The sequence below is a fragment of the Streptomyces sp. NBC_00872 genome (genome assembly GCF_045161915.1).
Classification (GTDB): Bacteria; Actinomycetota; Actinomycetes; order Streptomycetales; family Streptomycetaceae; genus Streptomyces.
Map to the genome: position 1 here is coordinate 6,059,583 of NZ_CP108806.1, position 23,890 is coordinate 6,083,472.

Annotated in this window: 18 protein-coding genes; 5 read left to right on the forward strand and 13 right to left on the reverse strand. The window is 71.0% G+C overall.

Going from position 1 to position 23,890, the window contains the following annotated elements:
• Positions 1-170 precede the first annotated feature (170 nt).
• The 4 genes from OG214_RS26015 to OG214_RS26030 all read left to right on the forward strand — a co-directional run bounded on the left by OG214_RS26015 (position 171) and on the right by OG214_RS26030 (position 4,748).
• The gene (locus tag OG214_RS26015; RefSeq protein WP_405986116.1) at positions 171-1,604 is read left to right on the forward strand and encodes an LAETG motif-containing sortase-dependent surface protein; all 1,434 of its coding nucleotides are present in this window, start codon (positions 171-173) and stop codon (positions 1,602-1,604) included.
• Positions 1,605-1,853: 249 nt separating this feature from the next.
• The gene (gene ettA, locus OG214_RS26020; RefSeq protein ID WP_363084426.1) at positions 1,854-3,518 is read left to right on the forward strand and encodes an energy-dependent translational throttle protein EttA; all 1,665 of its coding nucleotides are present in this window, start codon (positions 1,854-1,856) and stop codon (positions 3,516-3,518) included.
• A 1-nt stretch (position 3,519) separates the two neighbouring features.
• Positions 3,520-3,957, forward strand: coding sequence for a thioesterase family protein (locus tag OG214_RS26025; protein ID WP_363084425.1), 438 nt, complete (start codon positions 3,520-3,522; stop codon positions 3,955-3,957).
• A 14-nt stretch (positions 3,958-3,971) separates the two neighbouring features.
• Positions 3,972-4,748: a hypothetical protein gene (locus OG214_RS26030; protein ID WP_405987618.1), complete on the forward strand. Its 777-nt coding sequence runs from the start codon at positions 3,972-3,974 to the stop codon at positions 4,746-4,748.
• A gap of 20 nt (positions 4,749-4,768) precedes the next feature.
• On the opposite strand, the gene OG214_RS26035 is transcribed toward OG214_RS26030, so the two are convergent.
• A complete protein-coding gene (locus OG214_RS26035) occupies positions 4,769-5,173 on the reverse strand; it encodes a globin (protein WP_363084424.1) in 405 nt (134 codons plus the stop codon).
• Positions 5,174-5,348: 175 nt separating this feature from the next.
• Between OG214_RS26035 and OG214_RS26040 the strand changes: the two genes are divergently transcribed.
• Entirely contained in the window at positions 5,349-6,476 is a 1,128-nt protein-coding gene (locus OG214_RS26040) for a methyltransferase domain-containing protein (protein WP_405986117.1), read from the forward strand.
• Here OG214_RS26040 and OG214_RS26045 read toward each other — a convergent pair.
• The 12 genes from OG214_RS26045 to OG214_RS26100 all read right to left on the reverse strand — a co-directional run bounded on the left by OG214_RS26045 (position 6,460) and on the right by OG214_RS26100 (position 23,774).
• Positions 6,460-7,713, reverse strand: coding sequence for an FHA domain-containing protein (locus OG214_RS26045; RefSeq protein ID WP_405986118.1), 1,254 nt, complete (start codon positions 7,711-7,713; stop codon positions 6,460-6,462). The two genes, OG214_RS26040 and OG214_RS26045, sit on opposite strands and share 17 nt — an antisense overlap.
• Positions 7,714-7,894: 181 nt before the next feature.
• On the reverse strand, positions 7,895-9,253 hold the full coding sequence (locus tag OG214_RS26050) for a vWA domain-containing protein (protein WP_405986119.1): 1,359 nt from the start codon (positions 9,251-9,253) through the stop codon (positions 7,895-7,897).
• Between the two features lie 153 nt (positions 9,254-9,406).
• Entirely contained in the window at positions 9,407-10,765 is a 1,359-nt protein-coding gene (locus OG214_RS26055; protein WP_405986120.1) for a PP2C family serine/threonine-protein phosphatase, read from the reverse strand.
• A gap of 3 nt (positions 10,766-10,768) precedes the next feature.
• Positions 10,769-13,732: a tetratricopeptide repeat protein gene (locus OG214_RS26060; protein WP_405986121.1), complete on the reverse strand. Its 2,964-nt coding sequence runs from the start codon at positions 13,730-13,732 to the stop codon at positions 10,769-10,771.
• 82 nt (positions 13,733-13,814) lie between these two features.
• Entirely contained in the window at positions 13,815-15,158 is a 1,344-nt protein-coding gene (locus OG214_RS26065) for a hypothetical protein (protein ID WP_363082401.1), read from the reverse strand.
• 81 nt (positions 15,159-15,239) lie between these two features.
• Complete coding sequence (locus tag OG214_RS26070; RefSeq protein ID WP_405986122.1) at positions 15,240-16,301, reverse strand: glutamate ABC transporter substrate-binding protein; 1,062 nt, start codon at positions 16,299-16,301, stop codon at positions 15,240-15,242.
• Between the two features lie 29 nt (positions 16,302-16,330).
• Positions 16,331-17,737, reverse strand: a complete 1,407-nt coding sequence (locus OG214_RS26075) for a hypothetical protein (RefSeq protein WP_405986123.1) — start codon at positions 17,735-17,737, stop codon at positions 16,331-16,333.
• A 406-nt stretch (positions 17,738-18,143) separates the two neighbouring features.
• The gene (locus tag OG214_RS26080) at positions 18,144-19,133 is read right to left on the reverse strand and encodes an N-acetylglucosamine kinase (protein ID WP_405987619.1); all 990 of its coding nucleotides are present in this window, start codon (positions 19,131-19,133) and stop codon (positions 18,144-18,146) included.
• A 119-nt stretch (positions 19,134-19,252) separates the two neighbouring features.
• Positions 19,253-20,518, reverse strand: coding sequence for a 6-phospho-beta-glucosidase (locus OG214_RS26085; RefSeq protein WP_405986124.1), 1,266 nt, complete (start codon positions 20,516-20,518; stop codon positions 19,253-19,255).
• 5 nt (positions 20,519-20,523) lie between these two features.
• Entirely contained in the window at positions 20,524-21,486 is a 963-nt protein-coding gene (locus tag OG214_RS26090) for a carbohydrate ABC transporter permease (RefSeq protein WP_405986125.1), read from the reverse strand.
• On the reverse strand, positions 21,479-22,420 hold the full coding sequence (locus OG214_RS26095; RefSeq protein ID WP_405986126.1) for a carbohydrate ABC transporter permease: 942 nt from the start codon (positions 22,418-22,420) through the stop codon (positions 21,479-21,481). The genes OG214_RS26090 and OG214_RS26095 overlap by 8 nt, the downstream gene beginning before the upstream one ends.
• A gap of 19 nt (positions 22,421-22,439) precedes the next feature.
• Positions 22,440-23,774: an ABC transporter substrate-binding protein gene (locus OG214_RS26100; protein WP_405986127.1), complete on the reverse strand. Its 1,335-nt coding sequence runs from the start codon at positions 23,772-23,774 to the stop codon at positions 22,440-22,442.
• Positions 23,775-23,890 lie beyond the last annotated feature (116 nt).

A 23,890-nucleotide genomic window follows, 5' to 3' on the forward strand; every position in this document is an offset into this window, starting at 1 on the left:
GAGTGTCGATAACGATTCCGATTCGGAACGGTTGTCTGGGTGCATGGGTGGGCATTCGCGGTTCTCTCCGTCCATAGGATTCGCGAGTACTCACGCGGCACTTGAGTCTGCCGGCGAGGCGTCCCCCCACGCGTTCACACGCGACAGGACCTCGCCCGAAGGGGAATTCTGTGTTTTCTGCGATATCTGCGTCATCCGTACGGAGGCGAGGCGCCGCGCGTCTCGCCGCCGCGGTTCTCGTATCGGGTCTGGTCGCGGCGGGCTCGCTGGCCGGTGCCGGCGCGGCCGTCGCCGATGACACCTCCCAGCACCCGGGTGGCGCCGCCGCCACTCTCGACGGTCTGAAGACCTATGACGGCGCCGTCCTTCATGTGAACGGCAAGGACCAGCAGCTTCCCGCCGGACTGTTCGAAATGACCGTCGACGGCGGCGGCAAGCTCAAGACCTACTGCATCGACATCCACAACCCGACTCAGGAGCAGGCGAAGTATCTGGAGACCCCCTGGGACCAGACCTCGCTCGGCGCCAACAAGAACGCCGGCAAGATCCGCTGGATACTGGACCACTCCTACCCGCAGATCGACGACCTCTCGGCGCTGGCCGAGGCCGCGGGCACCGGACCGCTCACCGAGAAGACCGCCGCGGCCGGCACTCAGGTCGCGATCTGGCGCTACTCGGACGGCGCCGATGTCGACGCCAGTGACACCGAGGCCGAGAAGCTCGCCGACTGGCTGGAGAAGAGCGCCCAGGACAGCGCGGAGCCCAAGGCCTCGCTCACCCTGGAGCCCGGCGCGGTCTCCGGCAAGGCCGGCGAGAAGATCGGGCCTGTCACCGTCCGGACCGACGCCGACAGTGTCACGGTGGCGCCGCCCGCCGATGCCGCCGCCACCGGCGTCAAGATCACCGACAAGGAGGGCACACCGGTCACCACCGCCGCCAACGGCACGGAGCTGTATTTCGACGTGCCCTCCGGCGCCGTCGACGGCGCGGCCTCGCTCGGGGTGCAGGCCACCACCTCGGTGCCGGTCGGCCGCGCGTTCGCGGGTGTGACCAAGAGTCAGACGCAGATCCTGGCCGGGTCCAGCGAGTCCACCGTCTCCGCGACGGCGACGGCGACCTGGGCCGAGCGTGGCGCGATCCCGGCCGTGACGGCGGAGAAGAACTGCGCGGAGGACGGTGTCGATGTCACCGCGGCCAACACAGGTGACGCGCCCTTCACCTTCGAGCTGAACGGCTCCGAGCACACCGTCGCGCCGGGTGCCACCGAGACGGTCACCGTGCCGGTCGGTGAGGACCAGGCGTACGACTTCACCATCACCGGGCCCGCCGGATTCACCCAGAACTTCACGGGCGTCCTGGACTGCGAGACCACCGGCACCCCCGTCCCGGTGACCGACCAGCCCTCCTCGCAGCCGAGCGCGGCCTCGGCCGGCGGGGTCGCCACCAGCGGCCTGGGCGCCATGAGCGGTACGGGCGATCTGGCGGAGACCGGCTCCTCCAGCGCCACCCCGATCATCGCGGGCATCGCGATCGCGCTGGTCGTCCTCGGTGGCGCGGCCGTGTTCCTCCTCCGCAAGAAGAATGCCTCGACCCCCGGGGAGTGACCCGCTTCTCCACGGAGTGACCCGAGCGTGAGTACACCCTGGCGCTGAGTGATACGGCGCACGCAGTGGCCCCCGGTACGCGACAGCGTGCCGGGGGCCACGCCCGTACCCGTGCCGGTATGGCGCGCGGAGGGTCCGGGGAGCGGTACTGGTTTCCATCGGGGGGTGGACGTCAGGCAAGATGGGGTGTATCTGCCCTCACGCGGCGGAGCCGCACATTGGCCCTTCTCGATTGCCGGACGGTTTCTCTTGGCTGAGTACATCTACACGATGCGCAAGACGCGTAAGGCGCACGGCGACAAGGTCATCCTCGATGACGTGACGCTGAGCTTCCTGCCCGGCGCGAAGATCGGTGTGGTGGGTCCGAACGGCGCCGGTAAGTCCACCGTGCTGAAGATCATGGCCGGTCTTGAGCAGCCGTCCAACGGCGACGCGTTCCTCTCCCCGGGCTACACCGTCGGCATGCTCCTCCAGGAGCCGCCGCTGGACGAGTCCAAGACCGTCCTCCAGAACGTCCAGGACGGCGCCGCCGAGATCATGGGCAAGCTCAACCGCTTCAACGAAGTGGCCGAGGCGATGGCGACGGACTACTCCGACGCGCTCATGGAGGAGATGGGCAAGCTCCAGGAGGACCTCGACCACGCCAACGCGTGGGACCTGGACACCCAGCTCGAACAGGCCATGGACGCGCTCGGCTGCCCGCCCGGCGACTGGCCCGTCACCAATCTCTCCGGTGGTGAGCGCCGCCGTGTCGCGCTCTGCAAGCTGCTGCTGGAAGCCCCCGATCTGCTGCTGCTCGACGAGCCCACCAACCATCTGGACGCCGAGTCGGTCCAGTGGCTGGAGCAGCACCTCGCCAAGTACCCCGGCACCGTCGTAGCCGTCACCCACGACCGGTACTTCCTCGACAATGTCGCCGGCTGGATCCTGGAGCTGGACCGCGGCCGTGCCATCGGCTACGAGGGCAACTACTCCACCTATCTGGAGACCAAGCAGACGCGTCTGAAGGTCGAGGGCCAGAAGGACGCCAAGCGCGCCAAGCGGCTCAAGGAAGAGCTGGAGTGGGTCCGGTCCAACGCGAAGGGGCGCCAGGCCAAGTCCAAGGCCAGGCTCGCCCGTTACGAGGAGATGGCCGCCGAGGCCGACAAGATGCGGAAGCTGGACTTCGAGGAGATCCAGATCCCGCCGGGCCCGCGGCTCGGCGGCGTCGTCGTCGAGGTGGAGCATCTCTCCAAGTCGTTCGGCGAGAAGGTCCTGATCGACGATCTGTCGTTCTCGCTCCCGCGCAACGGCATCGTCGGTGTGATCGGACCGAACGGCGCGGGCAAGACCACGCTGTTCAAGATGATCCAGGGCATCGAGGAGCCGGACTCCGGTGTCATCAAGGTCGGCGACACCGTCAAGATCAGCTATGTCGACCAGGGCCGCTCGAACATCGACCCGAAGAAGTCGCTGTGGGCGGTCGTCTCCGACGAACTGGACTACATCAACGTCGGCCAGGTCGAGATGCCCTCGCGCGCCTATGTCTCCGCCTTCGGTTTCAAGGGCCCGGACCAGCAGAAGCCGGCCGGGGTGCTCTCCGGCGGTGAGCGCAACCGGCTCAATCTGGCGCTGACCCTCAAGCAGGGCGGCAATCTGCTGCTCCTCGACGAGCCGACCAACGACCTCGACGTCGAGACCCTGTCCTCGCTGGAGAACGCGCTGCTGGAGTTCCCCGGCGCGGCCGTGGTCGTCTCCCACGACCGGTGGTTCCTCGACCGCGTGGCCACGCACATCCTGGCGTACGAGGGCGAATCCAAGTGGTTCTGGTTCGAGGGCAACTTCGAGTCGTACGAGAAGAACAAGGTCGAGCGGCTCGGCGCCGACGCCGCCCGCCCGCACCGTGCCACCTACAAGAAGCTCACCCGGGGCTGAGATGGCCCGGCACTTCTACACCTGTCCTCTGCGCTGGTCGGACATGGACGCCTTCGGGCATGTCAACAATGTGGTCTTCCTCCGCTATCTGGAGGAGGCCCGTATCGACTTCATGTTCCGGCTGGCGCCGGGGGACGGCTCCCCGTCCTTCTCCGGCGGTTCCGTCGTGGCCCGGCACGAGATCGACTACAAACGGCCGCTGGTCCACCGGCACGCGCCGGTGACCGTCGAGTCGTGGGTGACGAAGATAAGCGCCGCGTCGCTGACGATCGCGTACGAGATCAAGGACGACGAGGACGCCGAGGAGGTCTATGTACGGGCCTCGACGGTCGTCGTGCCGTACGACCTGGCCGCCGGGCGCCCTCGGCGGATCACCCAGGAGGAGAAGTCCTTCCTCCTGAAATATCTGGATGACGACAAGGATCCCGTCGCGGCATGACCGCGTCCGTGCCTATGCCTGAGCCCAAGTCCGATCAGCCCCGGTCCGTGCGGAGACTGGAGTTCGCCGACGCGCGGGAGGCGGCCGATCTCGGCGCCTTCCTCAGCCGGCTGATCCACTACGACCGCGCCGCCGCCGTCCGGCTCCAGGCCGGGGGCGGCGCGCTCGCGGTGTTCGGCCGTCCGGCGTCCTTCGAGGTGCTGGCGATCCGTACGGCCAGACTCGCCGTCCCGTACGAGCTGGATGTCACCGTCTCCGCCGGGGAACTGCTCGAAGCGATCGACGAACAGACCGGCCACGCGGTCGTGCCCGCGGCGGTCACCGGGCCGCCCTGGGCCGGAGTGCTGCCACCGCGTGGTGGCTGGCGGCAGGTGGCCGGTCTGCCGGGCGAGGGGGCGATGCGGGGCGCGCTGTCGGCCGCGGTCGCCGAATTCCGTTCCCGCGACGAGCAGTTGCCGTCCGGCAGCAGGACCAGGGCCGAGCGTGACCGGATCGGCCGGGAGATCTGGTCCCGGACCCTCGGCGACACCCAGCTTCCGCTGCGGGCCGTGCACGCCGCGCAGTCGCTGGGCTTTCTGCGGCCGGTCCGCACGATGGTGCCCGGCCCCGCGCACGCCCCCGCGCACGCCGGGTCCGGGACGGCGTCTGCTTCGGCTTCCGCGTCTGCTTCGGTGTCACCGGAACCGGTGGCGCTGCTGGAGTCGGGAAGCTGGCTCCGGCTCCGTACGCCCTACGGCTCGATAGCGCTACGGCGCGCGGGACTCGGCGCGCTGTCCGTCACCCCGGCCTGACCACCGGGGCTGCCCGGCGGTCAGCCCGCGGAGTTGATCATCGAGGCGGCGGCGTAGGTGAGGTACTTCCAGAGCTCCTGCTCGTGCTTCTCGGACAGGCCCAGCTCGTCGACCGCCACCCGCATGTGCTTCAGCCAGGCGTCGTGCGCGGCCCTGTCGACCGTGAACGGGGCGTGGCGCATCCGCAGCCGGGGATGGCCGCGGTTGTCGCTGTAGGTGCGGGGGCCGCCCCAGTACTGCATCAGGAAGAGCGTGAAGCGCTCCTCGGCGGGGCCGAGGTCCTCCTCCGGGTACATCGGCCGCAGCAGCGGGTCCTCCGCCACCCCCTGGTAGAAACGGCGGACCAGGCGCCGGAAGGTCTCCTCGCCGCCGACCTGCTCGTAGAAGGTCTGCTCCTGAAGCGTGCCGTGCGGAATCTCGTTCACCCGTCCATCGTCTCAGACGCACCGGCCGAGGACCTCGGTCCTAGGTCCCCGCCCCCGGGGGCACGTTGTCCGGGTGCCTGGGGGCGTGTTGCCGGGGTGCCTTCGTCCGGGCGGTACTTGCGTCCGCCTGGCGGGCCCACTCGCTTCCTGGGCGCTCACCCAGGACAGTGGAGGGATGGGCGCACACCGTGACGACGCGTACGGTCCCGACGATCCCGAGGCGGCCGAGGCGCGCGCCGGTCTGGTCGCGGAGATCGCGCGGACCGGGGCGCTGGACGACCCCGTCTGGCGGACCGCGTTCGAGGAGGTGCCGCGTCATGTCTTCGTTCCGTACTACTTCGTGGGGCGGCCCGGGGGCTACGACCGGCTGTGGAGCGGGGACCGCGATCCGGAGCGGCGGCGGCGCTGGCTGCACGGCGCGTACCTGGACGGGCCGCTGGCGACACGGGTGCGCGACGGCGAGCAGCTCTCGTCCAGCAGCCAGCCGTCCCTGATGGCCCGCATGCTGGCGGAGCTGGACGTAAGGGACGGGGACCGCGTCCTGGAGATCGGCGCGGGCACCGGTTACAACGCGGCGCTGCTCTGCCACCGGCTCGGCGACAAACTGGTCACGACCATGGATCTGGACCCGGAGATCACCGAGTCCGCCCGTACCCATCTGGCGACGGCCGGCTACCGGCCCGCCGTCGTCACCGGCGACGGGGCGCGAGGCTGCCCCGAGCGCGCTCCGTTCGACCGGATCATCGCGACCTGCACCCTGCCGTCGGTGCCGGCGGCCTGGCTGGAGCAGTGCCGTCCCGGCGCGCGGATCCTGGCCCCGCTCGCCACGGGGGTGATCGCGCTACGGGTCGGTGGCGGCGGGTACGGCGGCCCCTACGGCGAGGCCGTCGGCGGGAGCGGCGGCGACGGGGGCGGCGGTAACGAAAGTGGCGGCGACGGAGGCGGTGGTGGCCGGGGCGGCGGTGACGGCGCGCGCGGGATCTATGCCGAGGGGCACTTTCTGCACACCGCCGCGTTCTTCGTTCCGCTGCGCGGCATGCCGGGCACCGCCCTTATGCACCGCCCCCTCGGCGGACTGCCCCGGCGCGCGATCGAGAACGATCTCTTCCGCTTCCTGCTCGCGCTCACCGCGGGCAGCCTCGATCCGCACGAGGCGCTCTCCCTGTGGGAGCGCGAGCACCGCCCCGGACGTGAGCGGTTCGGCGTCACCATCGCCGAAGGCCGCCAGTGGGCATGGCTGGACGACCCGGCGGGGCCGTACGTCTGGCCCCTCAGCGTCGGCGGGATCAGCCGCGGCGGATAGTGATCGTCGTCCAGGCACCGACATGGACCCGGTCGCCGTCCTTGAGGGGGACGGGGACGTAGGGCTGTATCGGGTCCTCGGCGCCGTTGAGCGTGGTGCCGTTGGTGGAGTTCTGGTCGACCACGGACCAGCTTCCGTCCTGCTGGTGGACCAGGACGGCGTGCTGGTGCGAGACCCCCGGATCCTCCGGCGGGACCGACAGATCGATGTCGGGGGACTCACCGGTGGAGTGCCGGCGGCGGCCGATGGTGATCTGGTTCCCGTCGAGCTGGAGCCGCTGCTCCGGGGAGTACGCGGGCAGATTCAGCCCGGTGGCCTCGGGGCCGCTGCGCTGCATCATCGCCATGAAGTACTCACGGTCGGGGCCGATGACCGCCGTCCAGCCCGCCGGGGGCTGGTACTGCCCGGCCGGCTCGGAGCGCTGGCTCCCCGGCTGCTGCGCCTGGCCGAGCGGGCTCTGGCTGTGCGGCCCCTGGCCCGGGGCGCCCTGGCCCTGGGGACCCTGCGCGTGCGAGGGCGGCGGCAGCATCCAGTCGTCGTCGCCGGTCCGCTGGGGCCTGGGCGGTGCGGGCGGCGCGGAGGACTGCTGCTGGAAGACCGGCGGAGGCGGCGGCCCCTGCTGGTACGACGGGGGCGGCGGCGGGCCCTGCGGTGACGGCTGGGCGGACGGGGAGGGCGCCGACGGCGGCGAGAGATGCGGGAGCGACGAGAGGTGCGGCGGCGGCGAGAGATGCGAGGGCGGCTCGGGCACCAGCGGCTCCGCGGGCCGGTTGAGCTGCGAGGGGCGCGAACTCTGGTACTCGTACGGGTCGGTCGGCCTGGGCGGCCCCTGCTGGGCCTGGAAGCCGGGCGGCAGATTCAGACCGGGCACCGGGCCGCCGGGACCGCCCGGTCCGCCGGGAGCGCCACGTCCGCCGGCGCCGCCAGGACCACCGGGAGCCGAGTGCTGCGGCGCCAGCGGGGTGTACGACGTCGCCGTGTTCGTCAGGAAGTTCCAGCGGCACTCCTCGCAGTACGGAGCCATCGGCTCGCGCGGGGTGCGGCACTGCGGGCACAGCTCGGCCTGGGCGGTCGCCCCGGCGCCGGGCGGCGGAAAGCCGTAACCGGGCGCGGGCGGCGGCGGGGGAGGAGGCGGCGGTACGGCGCCGGCCGCAGCGCCCGGCCCGGCCATGCGGTGGCCGCAGACCTCGCACCAGTCCTCGGAACCCGACTGGTGTCCGTTCGGGCAGGTCGGCATGTCGGCGCTTCCCCCTCTCCTCTTCCGGCCCGGAGGCCGCGTGCTCACCGTGACGGCTCTTGTGCCGTTCTGCTGTTGACTCCGCTGACGGCTCTTATGGCGTGTGCTGTATGTCGTGTGCGGTGCTTCTGCTCTTGCTGTCCGTCGGCCTGCCGGACTGTTCCCCGGCCGGCCGCTCGGCCTACTTCTTCACGCGAACGGTCTTGGTGGAGCGCGTTTCGAGTGTCATCTCGTCGGCGTCCGCGACCCTCGCCTTCAGTCGCACAGTACCTGTCGCCGCGTCTACCACGTCCACCACCTTCGAAAGCAGTTTCGCCGTATCGGCGTTTCCGGACGACGCGGCGAGCTGTACCGCGCGTCCCAGCTTCGCGGTCGCGCCGTCGAAATCGCCCGACTTGCGGGCGTCGAGGCCCTGTTGGATGACCTGCGCCAGTTCCGCCTGGCCCGTGTAGTGCGCGACCTGCGGATTGATGGAGGTGGAGGCGGCCATGTCATCCGTCCACACCGCCCGTACCAGCCCCTGCGACAGCACCTCGGGTGCGCCGCCGCCGGTGCCGGGAAGGATCAGCGAGATCCGCGCGGCCAGCATCTCCTGGCCGATACCGGCCTCGGGAACCCGTACACACACGTGGTAATCGCGCGATTCGTCACCCCATGAACCGGTCGGATAGTCACCCGCTCTCGGTCCCGCCTGCGTGCGCCGCCCGGTCAGATCCTCGACGGTGGGCGCCACCTGCTTGACGAAGCCGATCTCCACCCCGACGGGCGTCCACATCCGCAGCGCCACATCCGCGACCTCCTTGCCCATGGCGTTCTCCATCATCCGGGTGAAGTCCGCGGCCAGGCCCGCCGGATCGGCGACGATATCGGCGGTCCCGAGCAGCGCGGAGGCGATACCGGTGACCTCCTTCACCTCCCAGTCCGTACCGACACCCCGGGCGTCACAGGTGAAGCGGCCCGCACAGGCGTCCAGCGTGGCCTTCAGATCGGCCGTGGACTCATGTTCGTTGCGGCCGTCGGTGAGCAGGATGCCGTGCCGGATCGGCACATCGGCCGTGGCCAGCAGCCGGTCGGCGAGCCGCAGCCAGGTGCCGATCGCCGTACCGCCGCCCGCGCTGATCCGGCGCAGCGCCTCCTTGGCCTGCGCTCTGGTCCGCGCGTCGGCCGTCGCCAGTCCGCCGTCGCCGGGGAAGATCTCCTTCGCGACATGCGTACCGCCGATGATCGCGAACGCGACCCCGTCGCGCAGGGTGTCGACCGCGGCGGCCGTGGCATCGCGCGCGTTGCGCATCTTCGTCGCCGGGTAGTCCATGGATCCCGAGGAGTCGACCATGATCACCACGGCGGCGTTCGGGCCCTGACCCGGACGGGCCGCGGGGGTGAGCGAGGTCCCGGCCAGCGGCACTCCGCCGGTGGTGCCGCCTCCCGTGGACGTGACCGTGACGATCGCGTTGACCTCGCGCCCGCCCTCGGGCAGGTATTCGTTCTGGTACACGTCGACGGAGAACTGCGGCACGGTCGACTTGGAGAAGTTCGCCATCTGTATCGGCTCCTTGACGCTCCACACAGCAGAGACAAGAGATAAAGAGACAAGTGAAAACGTGAGAAACGGTTCAGGCCCGGATCGGGGCGGGGCGGTCGGACGGAGCCGGTGGGGCGGCCCTGGGCGGTGCGCGTGTGGGCAGGGCGGGGGTCACGCCGGGTCGTAGGCGGATCCTGCCCCTTGCGGTGGGACGGCGAACGGCAGCACCGCCACTGTTACGTTGTCGTGGCCCCCACCGTCGAGCGCGTGTCCGACCAGCACCTGAGCGGCGTGCAGCGGCCGTCGCGCCGCGTCGGCCGGCAGGGCCCTGGCCATCTCGTCGGCGCCCTCCGCGTAGTTCCACAGCCCGTCCGTGCAGACCACTACCACACCGGGGCGGTCCGGTTTGAAGGACGCGGTGTGCGGCTCCAGTTCGTACGCGTCGGCGCCGAGCCAGCCCGTGATGGCGTGCGCGCGCTCGTCCGCGTACGCCTCCGCCTCGTTCATCAGCCCCGCCGCGACCATCTGGGCGGCCCAGGAGTCGTCCTCGGTGAGCCGGGCGGGCGGGGCCTGGCGGTCGTCCGGTACCCAGTACGCCCTGCTGTCGCCGATCCAGCCGATGACCAGCAGTCCGCTCGCGACCACGGCGCCGACGATCGTGCACGCCGGGGCGTTGCGATGGCGGTGCGGATCGCCGTCCAGCGCGCTTGCCGCCACCGGGGCGAGGGAGTCGACCGCCTCGGCGGCGACGACGATCGCGTCGTGCATCGCCTGCTGCGGATGCGTACCGCGTGCCAGCGACTCCAGCAGGGATTCGTTCGCCGAGGCGGCGGCGGCGGCCGAGGCCTCGTCGGGACGGGTCGCCGAGGAGACGCCGTCGCAGACGACCGCGACCACGGCGGGCGTGCCGTCGGGCAGGGCGGCGGACGAGACGGCGAACGCGTCCTCGTTACGGTGATGGCGCAGGCCGCGGTCGCTGACGGCGGCCACCGCGCCCAGCTCCTGCTCCACATGGTCCCGTTCGCGTGGCTGGGCGTGCCCGCAGTTCTCGCAGTAGCCGTCCGTGTCGACACGCCCGGCGCGGCAGGCGACACAGAGCTTGGCACCGGCCGGGGGCGCCGGGGCCGCCGGGGCGGGAGCGGAGGTGCGCGGATCGGCCGAGAACGGAGCCGGGACCGGAGCGGGGAGCGGAGCGGCGGGCCGGGGCGCGGGAAGCTCGAAGTCGCCGGGATGCGCGGGCAGTCGGCCGCCCGCCGAGTCCAGACCCGGCAGCTCGTCCGGCAGCAGGGCGGGCGCGGGGGCCGCCGAGGTGTCCGCCCCGGCGGCGGCCGGCCAGTCCACGTCGGGCGCGGGGGCGGCGGGCCGCGCGATCCCCAGGCCGTTCATCACAAGGGTGGGCTGGTCGTCCGGGCGTGGCGGTACGACGGACAGGTCGTACCCGCAGGCACCGCAGAACCGGTCGCCGGGCTCCAGCGGCTCCTCGCAGCCTGGGCAGGTCGGCAGATCGGCCGACTCGGGCATCTTGGACATCACTCACACCCACGTCCGGGGGCGGAAACGGTTGGCCCGCTCCACCAGTTCGATCCTCTCCTCGCCGCGCTGAGCGAGCCGGGCGAGCACCCGGTACGAGCGTTCCAGTCCGAAACGCAGGCCGCGCTCGTCCAGTTCGCTGCCCAGCAGCTCGGCGCGCACGGGACGGGACCCGGGACTACCGGAGAGTACCCAGTCCAGCGCCGTGCCCAGTACCTCCGTCGAAAGCTGTTCCCGCCGTACCGCGTCCAGACCGAACCGCTGGAGCGCGGACACCTGCTGGGCCGCCGCCATCAGATCGTCGATCAGCGGCGGCTCCGTGCCGTACCCGGGAGCGGGCACGGCCAGGGCGCGCTGCCGCAGTCTGGCCCGTACGGCCGCGACCCGCGCCGCCGTGTAGTGGATCGACGCCTCGGGGACGGACTCCAGGGTCCGTACGGCGCCGGTCCGGTCACCGGCGGCGAGCTGGACCCGGGCCAGGCCGAACGCGGAGCTGACATAGCTCGGGTCGGTCGTCCAGACGAGACGGTAGTACTCGGCGGCGTTGTCGAGTTGACCGAGCACCTCGGCGCAGACGCCCAGCGCCAGCTTCGGGGCGGGTTCCCCGGGGAACGCGTCGTAGATCGCGTCGAAGGAGAGCGCCGCGATCTCGTGGTCGCCGGTCGCGAGCGAGGCGATGCCGCGGTACCAGACGACCCGCCAGTCGTCGGGCCGGCGTGCCTCCAGGGTGCTCAGCGCCTCGGCGGCGGTGGCCAGATCGCCCATCTCCAGCCGGGCGCGCAGCTCGCGCAGTCCGCGCTCGACGGACTCGGCGGGGGCGGCGGCCAGCGCGGAGATCACCTCGGCGGGCGCCGAGGCCAGCAGACCGGCGAGGAATCCGGCGTTCGGATCGTTCGGATCGACTCTCGGTACGGGCAGGGCCAGCGCGGTCGCCGCCGTGTCGAGCGGCGCGAGCCGGAGCCCGCCGGTACCGTTCCCGGCCGTTGCCGTCGCCGTCGCCATGGCCGTCGTTGTCGTCGCCGTGAGCGTGGCCGTACCGAAGACGCCCTCGGCGCGCGGCGCGGGCACGGACGCGTACGCGCCGCCCGGCGCGGGGAGCGCGGGGTCGAGCCCCGGCGCGCCCGGGACCCCGGGCCGTGCGCCCGGCGCCGGCAGCGCGCCCCCGGGGGCCGCCCCCGGGCCGAGGCCGGCGGGGCCCTGGCCGGGGAAGGTCCGCGCGTTCGGACCCAGGGGGGCGCCGAAGGTGCCCTGGCCGGGGCCCGGCCGGCCAGGAAGCGTCGAGGCGGCCGGAAGCGCCGCCAGGGGCGAGCCCGGCGGCGGAACGGGCGCCGTCACGCCGTCGGTACCGCGCGCGCTCGCCCCGATCGCCCTGGTGCGCCGGCCGGACCGGCCGCCGCGGCCCGTCGGCGCCGCCCGTACACCCAGGCGTGAGACATCCTCCGTCAGCTCCGCGAACAGCTCCGTGTCCGTGACCCGCAGCTCGGGACCGAACAGTGTCGAGAGCGCGGGACGCGGCCGGCCCGTCTGGAGCGCGACCACCTCCCGCAGCACACCCGTGAGCTGTTCGGCCATCTCCTGTGCCGAGGAGAACCGCCGCCCCGGATCGGGGTCCGTCGCCCGTACCAGCAGCCGGTAGAAGGACTCGTACGTCCGGAACACATCGATGTTGTCCGGGTCGGGCAGCGAGTCCACGAACACATTCGTGTAGCCCTGGAAGTCGAAGGTCAGTACCGCCAGGGTGCGGGCGACCGTGTACAGGTCCGACGCCACCGACGGGCCGGCCTCGGCGACCTCCGGGGCCTGGTAGCCGACGGTGCCGTAGATGGCCGACTCCTCGTCGTCCATCCTGCGGACCGCGCCCATGTCGATGAGCTTGAGCTGGTCCTCGGTCTGTATCGCGTTGTCGACCTTGAAGTCGCAGTACAGCAGGTTTCTGCTGTGGAGATGGCCGAGAGCCTCCAGCGCCTCGATGCCGTACGCGCACGCCTGCTCCACCGGCAGCGGGTCGCGTCTGCCCCCCTCGGTCCGCCGCTCGTTGGCGATCTCCTTGAGCGACTTGCCGCCGACGTACTCCATGACGATATAGCCGTCCATGGAGCCGGTCCGCTGGTCGAGGTGTTCCACGAAGTTGTAGATACGGACGATGTTGGAGTGCTCGATCTCGGCGAGGAAGCGGCGCTCGGAGATCGCCGCCTCCATCGCGTCCTGGTCGCCCGTGTCGAGCAGGCCCTTGAGCACCACCCAGCGGTCCGAGACGGCGCGGTCGATCGCGAGATAGACCCACCCCAGACCGCCATGCGCCAGACAGCCCACGACCTCGTACTGCCCGTGCACGACATTGCCGGGGTGCAGCTTCGGTACGAACGAGTACGGGTGGCCGCACTTGGTGCAGAACCCCTCCGTCCTTCCGGGGCGGTCGCCGCGCGCGCGGCCCACCGGCGCCCCGCAGTCGGAACGCGAGCAGTACCGCTTGCGCTCGGGCACCTCCGGGCGCTCCATCACCGCGGACCGCGGGTCGGGACGCGGCACGTCCGGTACGGAGACCAGCCCCGCGCCCAGCCGGTTGCGCCCGGACGCGGCCGTGGACGAACCCGAACTGCGCACCGACACAGAACGGGACGAGATCCGCCCCGAGAGCGCGCGCGACAGCCGGCCCGAGACCGAGCGCCGGGACGTCGAGGAGCGTGAGGTCGAGGACCGTGAGGAGCGCGCCGAGGAGCGGGACGAGGCCCCGGAGGAGGAGCGTGAACCGGAACGCGAGGAACCGCTCCCCGACCGGCTGCCGCTCTCCCCGCCGCCGCTCCCGCCGCTGCCGCCGCGCGCGATGCCCGTGGGCGGTGAGGAGAGCGATCCGTTGGGCGAGACGACGGGAGCCAGACCGCAGGTGTCGCAGTACAGCTCGCCGCCGCCCATGTCCTCGTACGAGCCCTCGCAGCCTGGGCGCTGGCACGCGTTCGTCCCGCTCATCGGTCCCCCCGTTCCCCTTCTGTTCCCTTGCTCCCGGATGCTGTTCCCCTGCTCACGGGCCCGGCCGCCGCGCGTCCCGTCCTCACGCGGTGCCCCCGCCGTCGCCGGCGCTGTCGACGGGAGCCGGTCCGCGCGGGACCAGGACGTCCGCCGCCGCCCGCTGATAGCGCAGCACCGCCTGTTCGGCGACGCGCAGATCGCAGGGCGCGCTCCACAGCATCCGGCGCGCCGCGTCGTACCGCTCCATCAGCAGCGGGTCCTCGGCCATGCCGTGCCGGGCGACCTTCGCCTTGTACGCGTCGAGACGCCCGCGCAGTTCCGCCCGGACCGCGAGCGGCGCCGTGACCGCCGTCAAGGACTCGCGGGCCCGCAGCAGTTCGTCCTCGGCTTCGCGCTCCAGCGATTCGAGGAGCGGGGAGAGCCGGTGCCACTGGGCGTGTCTGCGGTACTCGGCGGCGGTCGACAGCCGCTCCTGGAGCGCGGTCGGCGGACCGCTGACCGCGGGCACCTCGGACGCCGCGATCTTCGCCAGCACCTCGCCCCGGGCCGATCTGGCCTCCGTGAGCGTACGGTCCGCGCGGGACAGCACGTCACGCAGCCGCATCAGCCGCTCCTCCGAGTCCTGGCGCACCGCGAGGACCGCCTCGATCTCGCGCCGTACGTCCTCCAGCGCGCGGGCGGCCCTGTCGTACCGCTCGGTGTCGGGACGGCCGCCGCCCGGGGCCGAACTGCCCGGCGCGGGCCGCCAGAAGGCCAGCGGATCGGAGACCACCTGGGCGCGCAAGGTGCTCAGCTCATGGGTGATCGACTCCAGATCGTCCCCTGCCGGATGCTCGCCGGGCCGTACGCCGACGGAGTGCGCCAGCGAGCGGGTGCGCTGCAACTCCGCCGAGAGCAGATCGATCCGGGCCGGCAGCGCCGACCACACCGCGTCCGCGGCCACGACCATGTCGAGCGAGCTCGCGTACAGCTCGTTCATCCGGGTGACCAGCTCCGCGAGCGTGAAGTGCTCGGAGAGCTTGGCGGGCCCGGTGAGGGACGCGAGCCGGTGCCCGGGGGTGCCCGCCACGGTGACCCCGCGCCCGCGCAGCGTCTCCGTCAGCTCCACCAGATCGTCGCGGTTGAGCCAGCGCCTTCTGGCACGGGTCTCACGGGCGCCGGCCAGCGCCGCGGTGTAGCTGTCGAAGTAGGTCCACAGCAGGGTGATCGACTGTTCCGCGGTGGCCCAGCGGTCCTTGGTGACCCCGGTCAGCTCGGCCCCTTCGAGCAGTCTGCGGCCCGCATGGTCCTGAAGGGCGAGCAGTGAGGTCTCGATCGCCTCGTGCTCCGCTTCGAGGCGCGCCAGCGCACGGTCCACCTCGTCCCGGTCCATCGCCGGTCCCGGTGGCCTCCCCGTCGAGTCGGGAAAGGAGCCCGTGCCGCCCATCGATCACCTCTCCGCTCTCGCCTCGGCCTCGCCGAGCTGTGCCGTCCTGACCGGCCCGCGCCGGCCGATCCCGTACTCGGGCTAGCTGTTCTTGTATCTGGGGGTCGGCGGCGCGGTGATTCCCGGCAGACCGGCCTCCAGCCACTTCCTGTACGAGGTCATCCAGGGGCTGTTGGCCCCACCGGCGCGATACCCCACCAGCACCTGGTTCACCCGGCGTACCAGATCGTCATTGCCCAGTTTCGCCGCGACGCCGTAGTACTCCGTGGTGAACGGCTTGCCCCGCAGCTCGACCGCCGGGTCCTGGGCGGCCTGGCCGGCCGCGAGCGCGTTGTCCGTCACCACCGCGTCGACCTCGCCCAACTGGAGCCTGACCAGGCAGTCGAGCTGGTTGGGCACGGTCAACTGGTCCTCGTCCTCCGGCCGCTCGTCGTGCTTGTCCTTGAACTCCGCGCCGAACGACTTCTCCTTCAGCTCCTCGTACGCCGTCGAGCCCTCCGCCGTGCAGACCCGCTTTCCGGCGAGGGAGTCGTTGTACCCCGTCACCGACGAGTTCCTGGGCGCGAGCACCTGCTGCCCGGCCTGGAAGTAGGCGGTGGAGAACGCGACCTGCTGTATCCGGTCGCAGTTGATCGTCATCGTCCTGACGACCAGGTCCACCGTGCCGTTCTCCAGCGCCCCGACCCGCTGATTGGTCGGTATCGCACGGAAGATGATGTCGTTCGGATCGCCGAGTATGTCCTTGGCGATGGCGCGGGCGAGATCGATGTCGAAGCCTTCGAGATCGCCGGTCTCCGGATCGCGGTAACCCCAGCGGTAGCTGTTCTGGTCGACGCCGACGATCAGCTTTCTGTTCTCCCGGGCCTTGATCTTCTGGATGGTGGGTCCGTCGGCGCCCGAGGGCGGGAGGCTGGCTTCCGGGGTCTCGCACTCGTCGGCCTGGGCGGGCACGGCCGTGGCGGTCCGCTGCGCGGACTTCCGCGCGCCCTCGTCGACCGTGTGGGACAGCGGGAGCAGGGTGAGCGAGGCCGTCAGCACACAGGCACCGGCCATGGCCGAGACACCGCCCCAGCCGCGGAGCCTGCCGGACGGCCGGAGCCTGCCGGACCGCCGGGGCCCGCGGGGCGGGCGGAGCCCGTCCATGGAATCCACCGGATCCATCTCTCCCCCTCTCACCGGTACTCCGAAAGCCTGCGGCCTATGCCCAGGATCGCGCCCACCGCGGCCACCAGGGCCAGCACGCCCGCGCCGATCGCCAGTCCGGTCAGCGCGTCCCGTCCGTCCGAAGCGGAACTGGTGAACTCCACCTGCTCCTGGGCGAGTGCCCGTTCCAGCGCGGTGTCCACCTGGTCGAACGACTGACCGGTGGATTCCTTGTCGCCGATGACCTTGGCGAGCGCGCCCTCGTAGTCACCGGCCTTGTCCGTACCGCTGGCCGTCGCGTGGCGCTCGCGCCACTGGGTGACCGACGAGATCGCCTCGTCCACCGGTCTGCCGCCCGCGCTGTCGTCGGCGAGCTTCCTCGCCTCGCCGAGCGCGGCGCTGAGCCTGTCCATGCCCGTGTTGTAGTCCGTCTCGTACTTGTCGTTCTTGCCGTCCGGGGTGAGGACGGCGCCCCGGGCCACCAGGGTGAGATTCTCGTTCGCACGGGCCTTGAGGGAGTTGATCCGGGCCTCGTTGAGGACCTTCAGCGACGCCTGGCCGTGCTTCTGGGCGTTGTTCAGCTCGGTCCGCGCGACGGTCTGGCCGACGGCGAGCCAGAGCAGCAGCACGGTGGACGCGGCGGTGGCGGCGAGCAGCCCCTGGTTGAACACCCGGTTCGTCCGCAGATAGTTGCGCCGCTGGGCCCAGAGCAGACCGCCGAACGCCAGCACCCCCATCACCAGCGAGACGAAGGGCCACAGCCGCGCGTCGTCGTTGTCCCGGGCGAGCCGGTCCGTCTCCGCCGCGTACAGCCTCTCGGCCGCGGGCAGCAGCTCATTGGTCATCTGCTGGTTCGCGTACCGCAGATAGGCGCCGCCGAGCGGGAGTCCCTGGCGGTTGTTGGCGCGGGCCCGCTCGATCAGACCGGTGTAGCGCGGCAGGCCCTCGTTGAGCGTGGCTATCTGGAGGCCCGACTCGCCGGCGCCGTCCGTATGGGTGGCGGCCTTGACCAGCAGCCTGGACGCCGTCTCGATGTCGTCCCGATACCGCTGCTGCACCGCGCGCGGCTCCTCGGCACCCGCCAGGAAGCCGCTGGCCGCGGCCGTGTCCGCGTCGGCCAGCGAGCGGTAGATGCTCGCCGCGTCCGCGCTGAGCGGCTGACTGCGGCTCACCACGTCGTCCGCGGCGGAGAACCGGTCGGCCGCCTCCCACGCGGTGACCGCTCCGAACGCCACGACCAGCAGCGCCAGGGCGGCGCCGATGATCCTCAGCCGGCCCGGCTCCGTCGTCGCCGCGGTGCGCAGCCGCTCCGTGGTCTCGGCCCACGCGCCGTGCCGTACGGGCGGTGCCGACGGCGGCGGTCCGGCCGGCGGCGCCGCCGGCGCACGCGTCGGAGCCGATGGTGGCGCGGTGCGCACATTCGGCGGATATGTCACGTGACCTCCCCCTCGGTCATCTGACGACGACGGCCCGCCCCCGGCGGGTCGGGGGACAACTCCCGGCCGCCAGTATGGACGCGGGGACCGGCAACCACACCAGGCTTGACTGGATCTTGTACGTATCGCCCGCACCGCTCGCGCACATACCGAATCCGTCGATCCCGCTGCGGCCGTCCGGCCCCGTCACCATGTCCCTGTTCCAGAGCCTTTGCGGGCCCTGTCCGATCTCCCCACCTTGAATACGCCGCAGACCCGTGATCGGTTCCCGTTCGGGGAGTGTTGCCACCCGATCGAGCGGGGGAGCGTGCCCACTCGATCGAGCGAGACCGACCGGAGCCGAGGGCCGATCGGGGCCGACGGCAGGCCGGGGCCGAGGCAGGCCGAGGCCGGCCGGGCCGAGGGGCTACCGGGGGCGGGGCTCCCCCCGGCGCGCGTAGTGCGCGCCCAGCCGGGCGTGCGCCTCCGCGTCCGCCCGTACATGGTCGAGACCCAGCAGCGCCGCGCCCAGCACCGGCGGCGCCGTCACGACCTCGATGACGGCCTTAGGCGCCTTCGCCGCCAGCAGCTCCGCCATCCGCAGGTCGAGCTGCGGATGACGGGCCGCCAGCACGCTGCCGCCCAGCAGCACCGGCACCTCCTCGTCCAGCAGATCGAGCCTGCCGAGCGCGACCGTCGACAGCGCGACGACCTCCTCCGCGAGCCGGTCCACGATCGACCGGGCCACGGGGTCGCCCGCCGCGGCCGTGGCGAAGAGCACCGGGGTCAGTTCATGCCGGCGCTCGAACGCCAGCCGCCCCAGGTGCAGCGCCTCGATCAGCTCGTACATCGAGCGCAGACCGAAGTGGCCGGGCAGGGTCCGTACCAGCTCCGTGGGCTCGCCGCGGCCGTCCTCCGCGCGCGCCGCGAACCAGAGCGCCTCCTCGGAGAGTCCCGAACCGCCGCCCCAGTCACCGGAGATCCGCCCGATCGCGGGGAATCTGGCCGTCCGGCCGTCCGGCAGCATCCCCACGCAGTTGATGCCCGCGCCGCAGACGACGGCCACGCCCCGGGGCGCCTCGCCGCTCGGCAGACCGGCCCGCAGGATCGCGAAGGTGTCGTTGCGTACGTCGGTGGTACGGCCCCAGCCGCGCGCCTGCACCGCCTCGGCCAACTCCCGCTCCTCGACCGGGAGATCCGCGTTGGCCAGACAGGCGGACACATGCTCGGCGACGCCGTGCTCCGGCAGTCCGGCGGCCGAGGCGGCCTCGGCGACCGCCACCGCCAGGGTGTCGATCGCCGCCTCGATCCCGACGACCGGCGGCTGGAAGCCGCCGCCGCGGGCCGTGCCCAGCACCGAACCGTCGGCGCCGATCACGGCCACATCGGTCTTGCTGTTGCCGGCGTCGACGGCCAGGACGCTCGCGCGCCCCGCCGCCGCACCGGCCGGTCTGCCCGCCGGGCTCTGCGCCGTCGTACCGGCCGGTCTGCCCGCCGGGCTCTGCGCCGCCGTGCCGGCCGTTCTCCCCGCCCCGCTCACACCCACGCGAGATGCTCCCGGTTGTGCGCGATCAGCTTGTCGGTGAGCGCCTCGGCGTACTCGATCTGACCGATCAGGGGGTGGGACAGCAGCGCCTTGAAGACCCGGTCCCGGCCGCCGTGCAGCGCGGCCTCCAGCGCCAGATCCTCGTACGCCGTGACATTGGCGATCAGACCGGCGTACAGCGGATCCAGCGCGGGCACCGCGAGCGGCACCGCGCCGGACGTACCCACCCGGGCCTGGACCTCGATCACCGCGTCGTCCGCCAGGAACGGCAGCGTGCCGTTGTTGTACGTGTTCACCACCTGGACCGGGCTGCCGCCGCCGCGCAGCAGCGAGGCCGCCAGATCCACCGCGGCCTCCGAGTAGAAGGCACCGCCGCGCTTGGACAGCAGCTCCGGCTTCTCGTCCAGGGCCGGGTCGCCGTACATCTCCAGGAGCCGCTTCTCCATCTCGGCCACCTCGGCGGCCCGGGACGGCTTCGTCCCCAGCTCCCGTACGACCTCGTCGTGCGCGTAGAAGTAGCGCAGATAGTACGAGGGCACCACCCCGAGGCGGTCGAGCACCTCACGCGGCAGCCGCAGCGAGTCGGCGAGCTCGCCGCCGTGCTCGGCCAGCAGCTTGGGCAGCATGTCGGCGCCGTCGGGCCCGCCGAGGCGCACCCCGCGCTCCCATGACAGATGGTTGAGCCCGACATGCTCCAGATACACCTCGGCGGGGGCGACATCCAGCAGCTTCGCGAATCTGCGCTGGAAGCCGATCGCCACATTGCACAGCCCCACGGCCCGGTGGCCGGCCTGGAGCAGTGCGCGCGTCACGATCCCCACCGGGTTGGTGAAGTCGATGATCCACGCGTCGGGGTTGGCACGGCGGACCCGCTCCGCGATGTCCAGGACCACGGGGACGGTGCGCAGCGCCTTGGCCAGACCGCCGGCGCCCGTCGTCTCCTGCCCCACACAGCCGCACTCCAGCGGCCAGGTCTCGTCCTGGTTCCGCGCGGCCTGTCCGCCGACGCGCAGCTGGAGCAGCACCGCGTCGGCGTCGGCGACGCCCGCGTCCACGTCCGAGGTGGTGGTGATACGGCCCGGGTGGCCCTGCTTGGCGAAGATCCGCCGCGCGAGTCCTCCCACCAGATCGAGCCGGTCGGGCGCGGGGTCGACCAGCACCAGTTCCCCGATCGGCAGGGTGTCCCTCAACCGGGCGAATCCGTCGATGAGTTCGGGTGTGTAGGTGGATCCTCCGCCCACCACTGCGAGCTTCACTTTTCTCAGCCCTTCACTCCGGTCAGTGTGACTCCCTCGACGAACGCCTTCTGGGCGAAGAAGAACACGAGGATCACAGGGGCCATGACCAGTACGGTCGCGGCCATGGTCAGATTCCAGTCGGTGTGGTGCGCGCCCTTGAAGGATTCGAGGCCGTAACTGAGCGTCCAGGCGGCCGGGTTCTCCGAGGCGTAGATCTGCGGTCCGAAGTAATCGTTCCAGGCGTAGAAGAACTGGAAGAGCGCGACGGCCGCGATCCCCGGCTTGGCCATCGGGAGTACCACCCTGATCAGGGTACGGAATTCACCGCATCCGTCGACCTTCGCGGCGTCCAGGTACTCGTTGGGGATCGTCAGCAGGAACTGGCGCAGCAGGAAGATGGAGAACGCGTCTCCGAACGCCATCGGGATGATCAGCGGCCAGAGCGAGCCCGACAGATCGAGCTGCTTCGCCCAGAACAGATACATCGGAATGATGATCACCTGGGGCGGCAGCATCATCATCGAGATGACGAGCATGAGCGAGAGCTGTCTGCCGCGGAACCGGAACTTGGCGAGCGCGTACGCCACCGGGATCGAGGAGAGCACGGAGAGCACCGTGCCGAGCCCCGCGTACAGCAGGGTGTTCTTCCACCAGGTCAGAAAGCCGGGGGTGTCGAACACCTTGGCGTAGTTGCCCCACTCCCAGGTGTCGGGGGTGAGATCCCGGGTGAGTGCCTGATGGTCGCTCATCACCGAGGTCAGAAAGAGGAAGACGAACGGCAGCACGAAGAACAGCGCCGCCGCGACCCCCAGGGAGTGGACGCCGATCCAGTGCAGCAGCGCCCTGCGGCGCGCGGTACGGGCGGCGGGTGTGCTGTCCCGGGCGGACTTCCGGCCGGTGCCGCCGGAGCGGCCGGAGCCGCCGGTGCCGGAGCGGCCGGAGCCGGAACGGTCGGTGGTGCCGAGTACGGAGGTCATCTCAGTCACCCGCTCCGATCAGACCGCCGCGCCGCCGCATCAGCAGCGCCGTGAAGGCCATGGCCAGGACGAACAGGACCAGCGCGACCACACAGGCGGCGCCGTAGTCGAAGCGCTGGAACCCCAGGTTGTAGACGAGCTGGGGCAGGGTCAGCGTGGACTTGTCCGGGTAACCGGGCTCGAACTGCTGGCCGGAGCCGCCGATGATGCCGGAGGCGACCTTGCCCGCGACCAGCGGCTGCGCGTAGTACTGCATCGCCGAGATCACCCCGGTGACCACCGCGAACATCACGATGGGCGAGATGTTCGGCAGGGTCACGAACCGGAACCGCTGCCAGGCCGACGCGCCGTCCAGCTCCGCCGCCTCGTACTGCTCCTTGGGTACGTCGAGCAGCGCGGCCATGAAGATCACCATCAGATCGCCGATGCCCCAGACGGCCAGCAGGGTGAGGGCCGGCTTGGACCAGGCCGGGTCGTTGAACCAGCCGGGGGTCGGCAGACCCAGATCCCCGAGGATCGTGTTGACCGGCCCTGTCCCCGGGTTGAGCAGAAAGACGAAGGCGAGGGTCGCGGCGACCGGCGGCGCGAGATACGGCAGATAGAAGAGGGTGCGGAAGATCCCCGTACCCGTCTTGATCTTGGTGATCAGCAGGCCGATGCCCAGTCCGAAGACCACCCGGCAGGCCACCATGATCACCACGAGCCAGAGGGTGTTGCGCAGGGACGGCCAGAACATCGGGTAGTCGCCGAAGACATACGACCAGTTCCCGAGACCGTTCCAGACGGGTGTGTTGAAACCGTCGTACTTCATGAAGGAGAAGTACACGGTCGAGATCAGCGGATACGCGAAGAAGACGGTGAAGCCGATCAACCAGGGCGACATGAACGCCGCCGTACGAAGCGTCGACCTGCGGCGCTTCGAACGGAGGGTGTGCGTGGACATGGGGTGACGTCCCGGCCCGCTAGCTTGCCTGCTCGATGTCACGGTCGATCTGCCGGGCGGTCTTCTCCAGACCCGCCTGGAGATCCTTCACCTTGCCCTGCTCGTACTGGTACCCGAAGTCCTGGAGCGTCTGCTGGTACGTCGCGCCGTTGACCGCGGCCGGCGGTGTGCTGGACTCCGGGTGCTGCGCGATGTCGAGGAAGGTCTTGAAGCGCGGGTCGAACGTGAGGTCCGGGGACTTGAGGGCCTCCAGCGTCGACGGCACATTGCGGATGCCGTTGGCGAACTGCACGACCGCCTTGGTGTCGGTGGTCATGTACTTCACCAGCTCCCACGCCGCGTTCTGCTTCTTGCTCTGCGGGGCGATGCCCATGATCGTGCCGGAGAGGAAGCCCTTGCCGTAGCTGTCCGCCTCGTCGTCCGCCACCGGCATCGGCGCGACTCCGATCTCGAACGGGACCTTGGCGTCCTCGGCCATACCGAGCCGCCACTCGCCGTCGAGCTGCATCGCGACCTGGCCGGTCTGGAAGGGGTGCTTGGCGCCCCACTCGTCACCGAAGGTGCTGCGGAACCTCTCCAGCTTCCCGTAGCCGCCGAGATCGTCCACCAGCTTCTTCTGGAAGGTGAACATCTTGGCGAAAGCCGGGTCCTTGGCGACGTTGGACTTGCCGTTCTCGTCGAAGTAGGCGTGGTTCCAGCTCGACATGTAGTGGTCGACGACCGTCTCGTAGCCGTGGTAGGTCGGCATCAGACCGACCCGCTCATAGCCGTCGCCCTTGGCCTTGGTGAGCTTCTTGGCGTCCTCGGCCAGCTCCGACATCGTCTTCGGCGGCGCGGCGATACCGGCCTCCTTGAAGGCGTCCTTGTTGTAGTACAGCCCGTACGCGTCGCTGAGCAGCGGCAGCGCGCAGCGCTTCCCCTCGAACTGGGTGTACTCCAGCAGCACCTTCGGGAAGGTCTTCGCCAGATCGAGCTTGGACTTCTCGATGAACGGCGCCAGATCGGCGAAGGCGCCCGACGAGCAGAACTTGCCGACGTTCGAGGTGGTGAAGGAGGACACCACGTCGGGACCCTTGGAACCGCCCGCGCGCAGCGCCTGGTTCAGCTTGTCGTCGTTGATGTTGCCGACGACGTTCACCTTGATGTTCGGGTGTGCGGTCTCGAACCGGTCGATGTTGTCCTGGATCGCCTTGACCTCGGCCGGCGCGCTCCAGCCGTGCCAGAACGTGATGGTCGTCCTGGCGTTCGGATCGTCGGACGCGGCGGAGCCCGACTGGCCCGTACAGGCGGTGGCGACGACGGATATCGCGGCCACCGCCACGGCGGAGGCGGCGAGACGGCGGTTTCTGAGCATGGCGGTACTCCCGGGGGATGGTCGGGGTTCTGGGGATCGGGATGTGTGGGGAGTGTGCTGTTGTCCGTTCGTGCGGGCGGGACCTGGGGTGGGGCTCGACGGGACGTGCGGCGGGT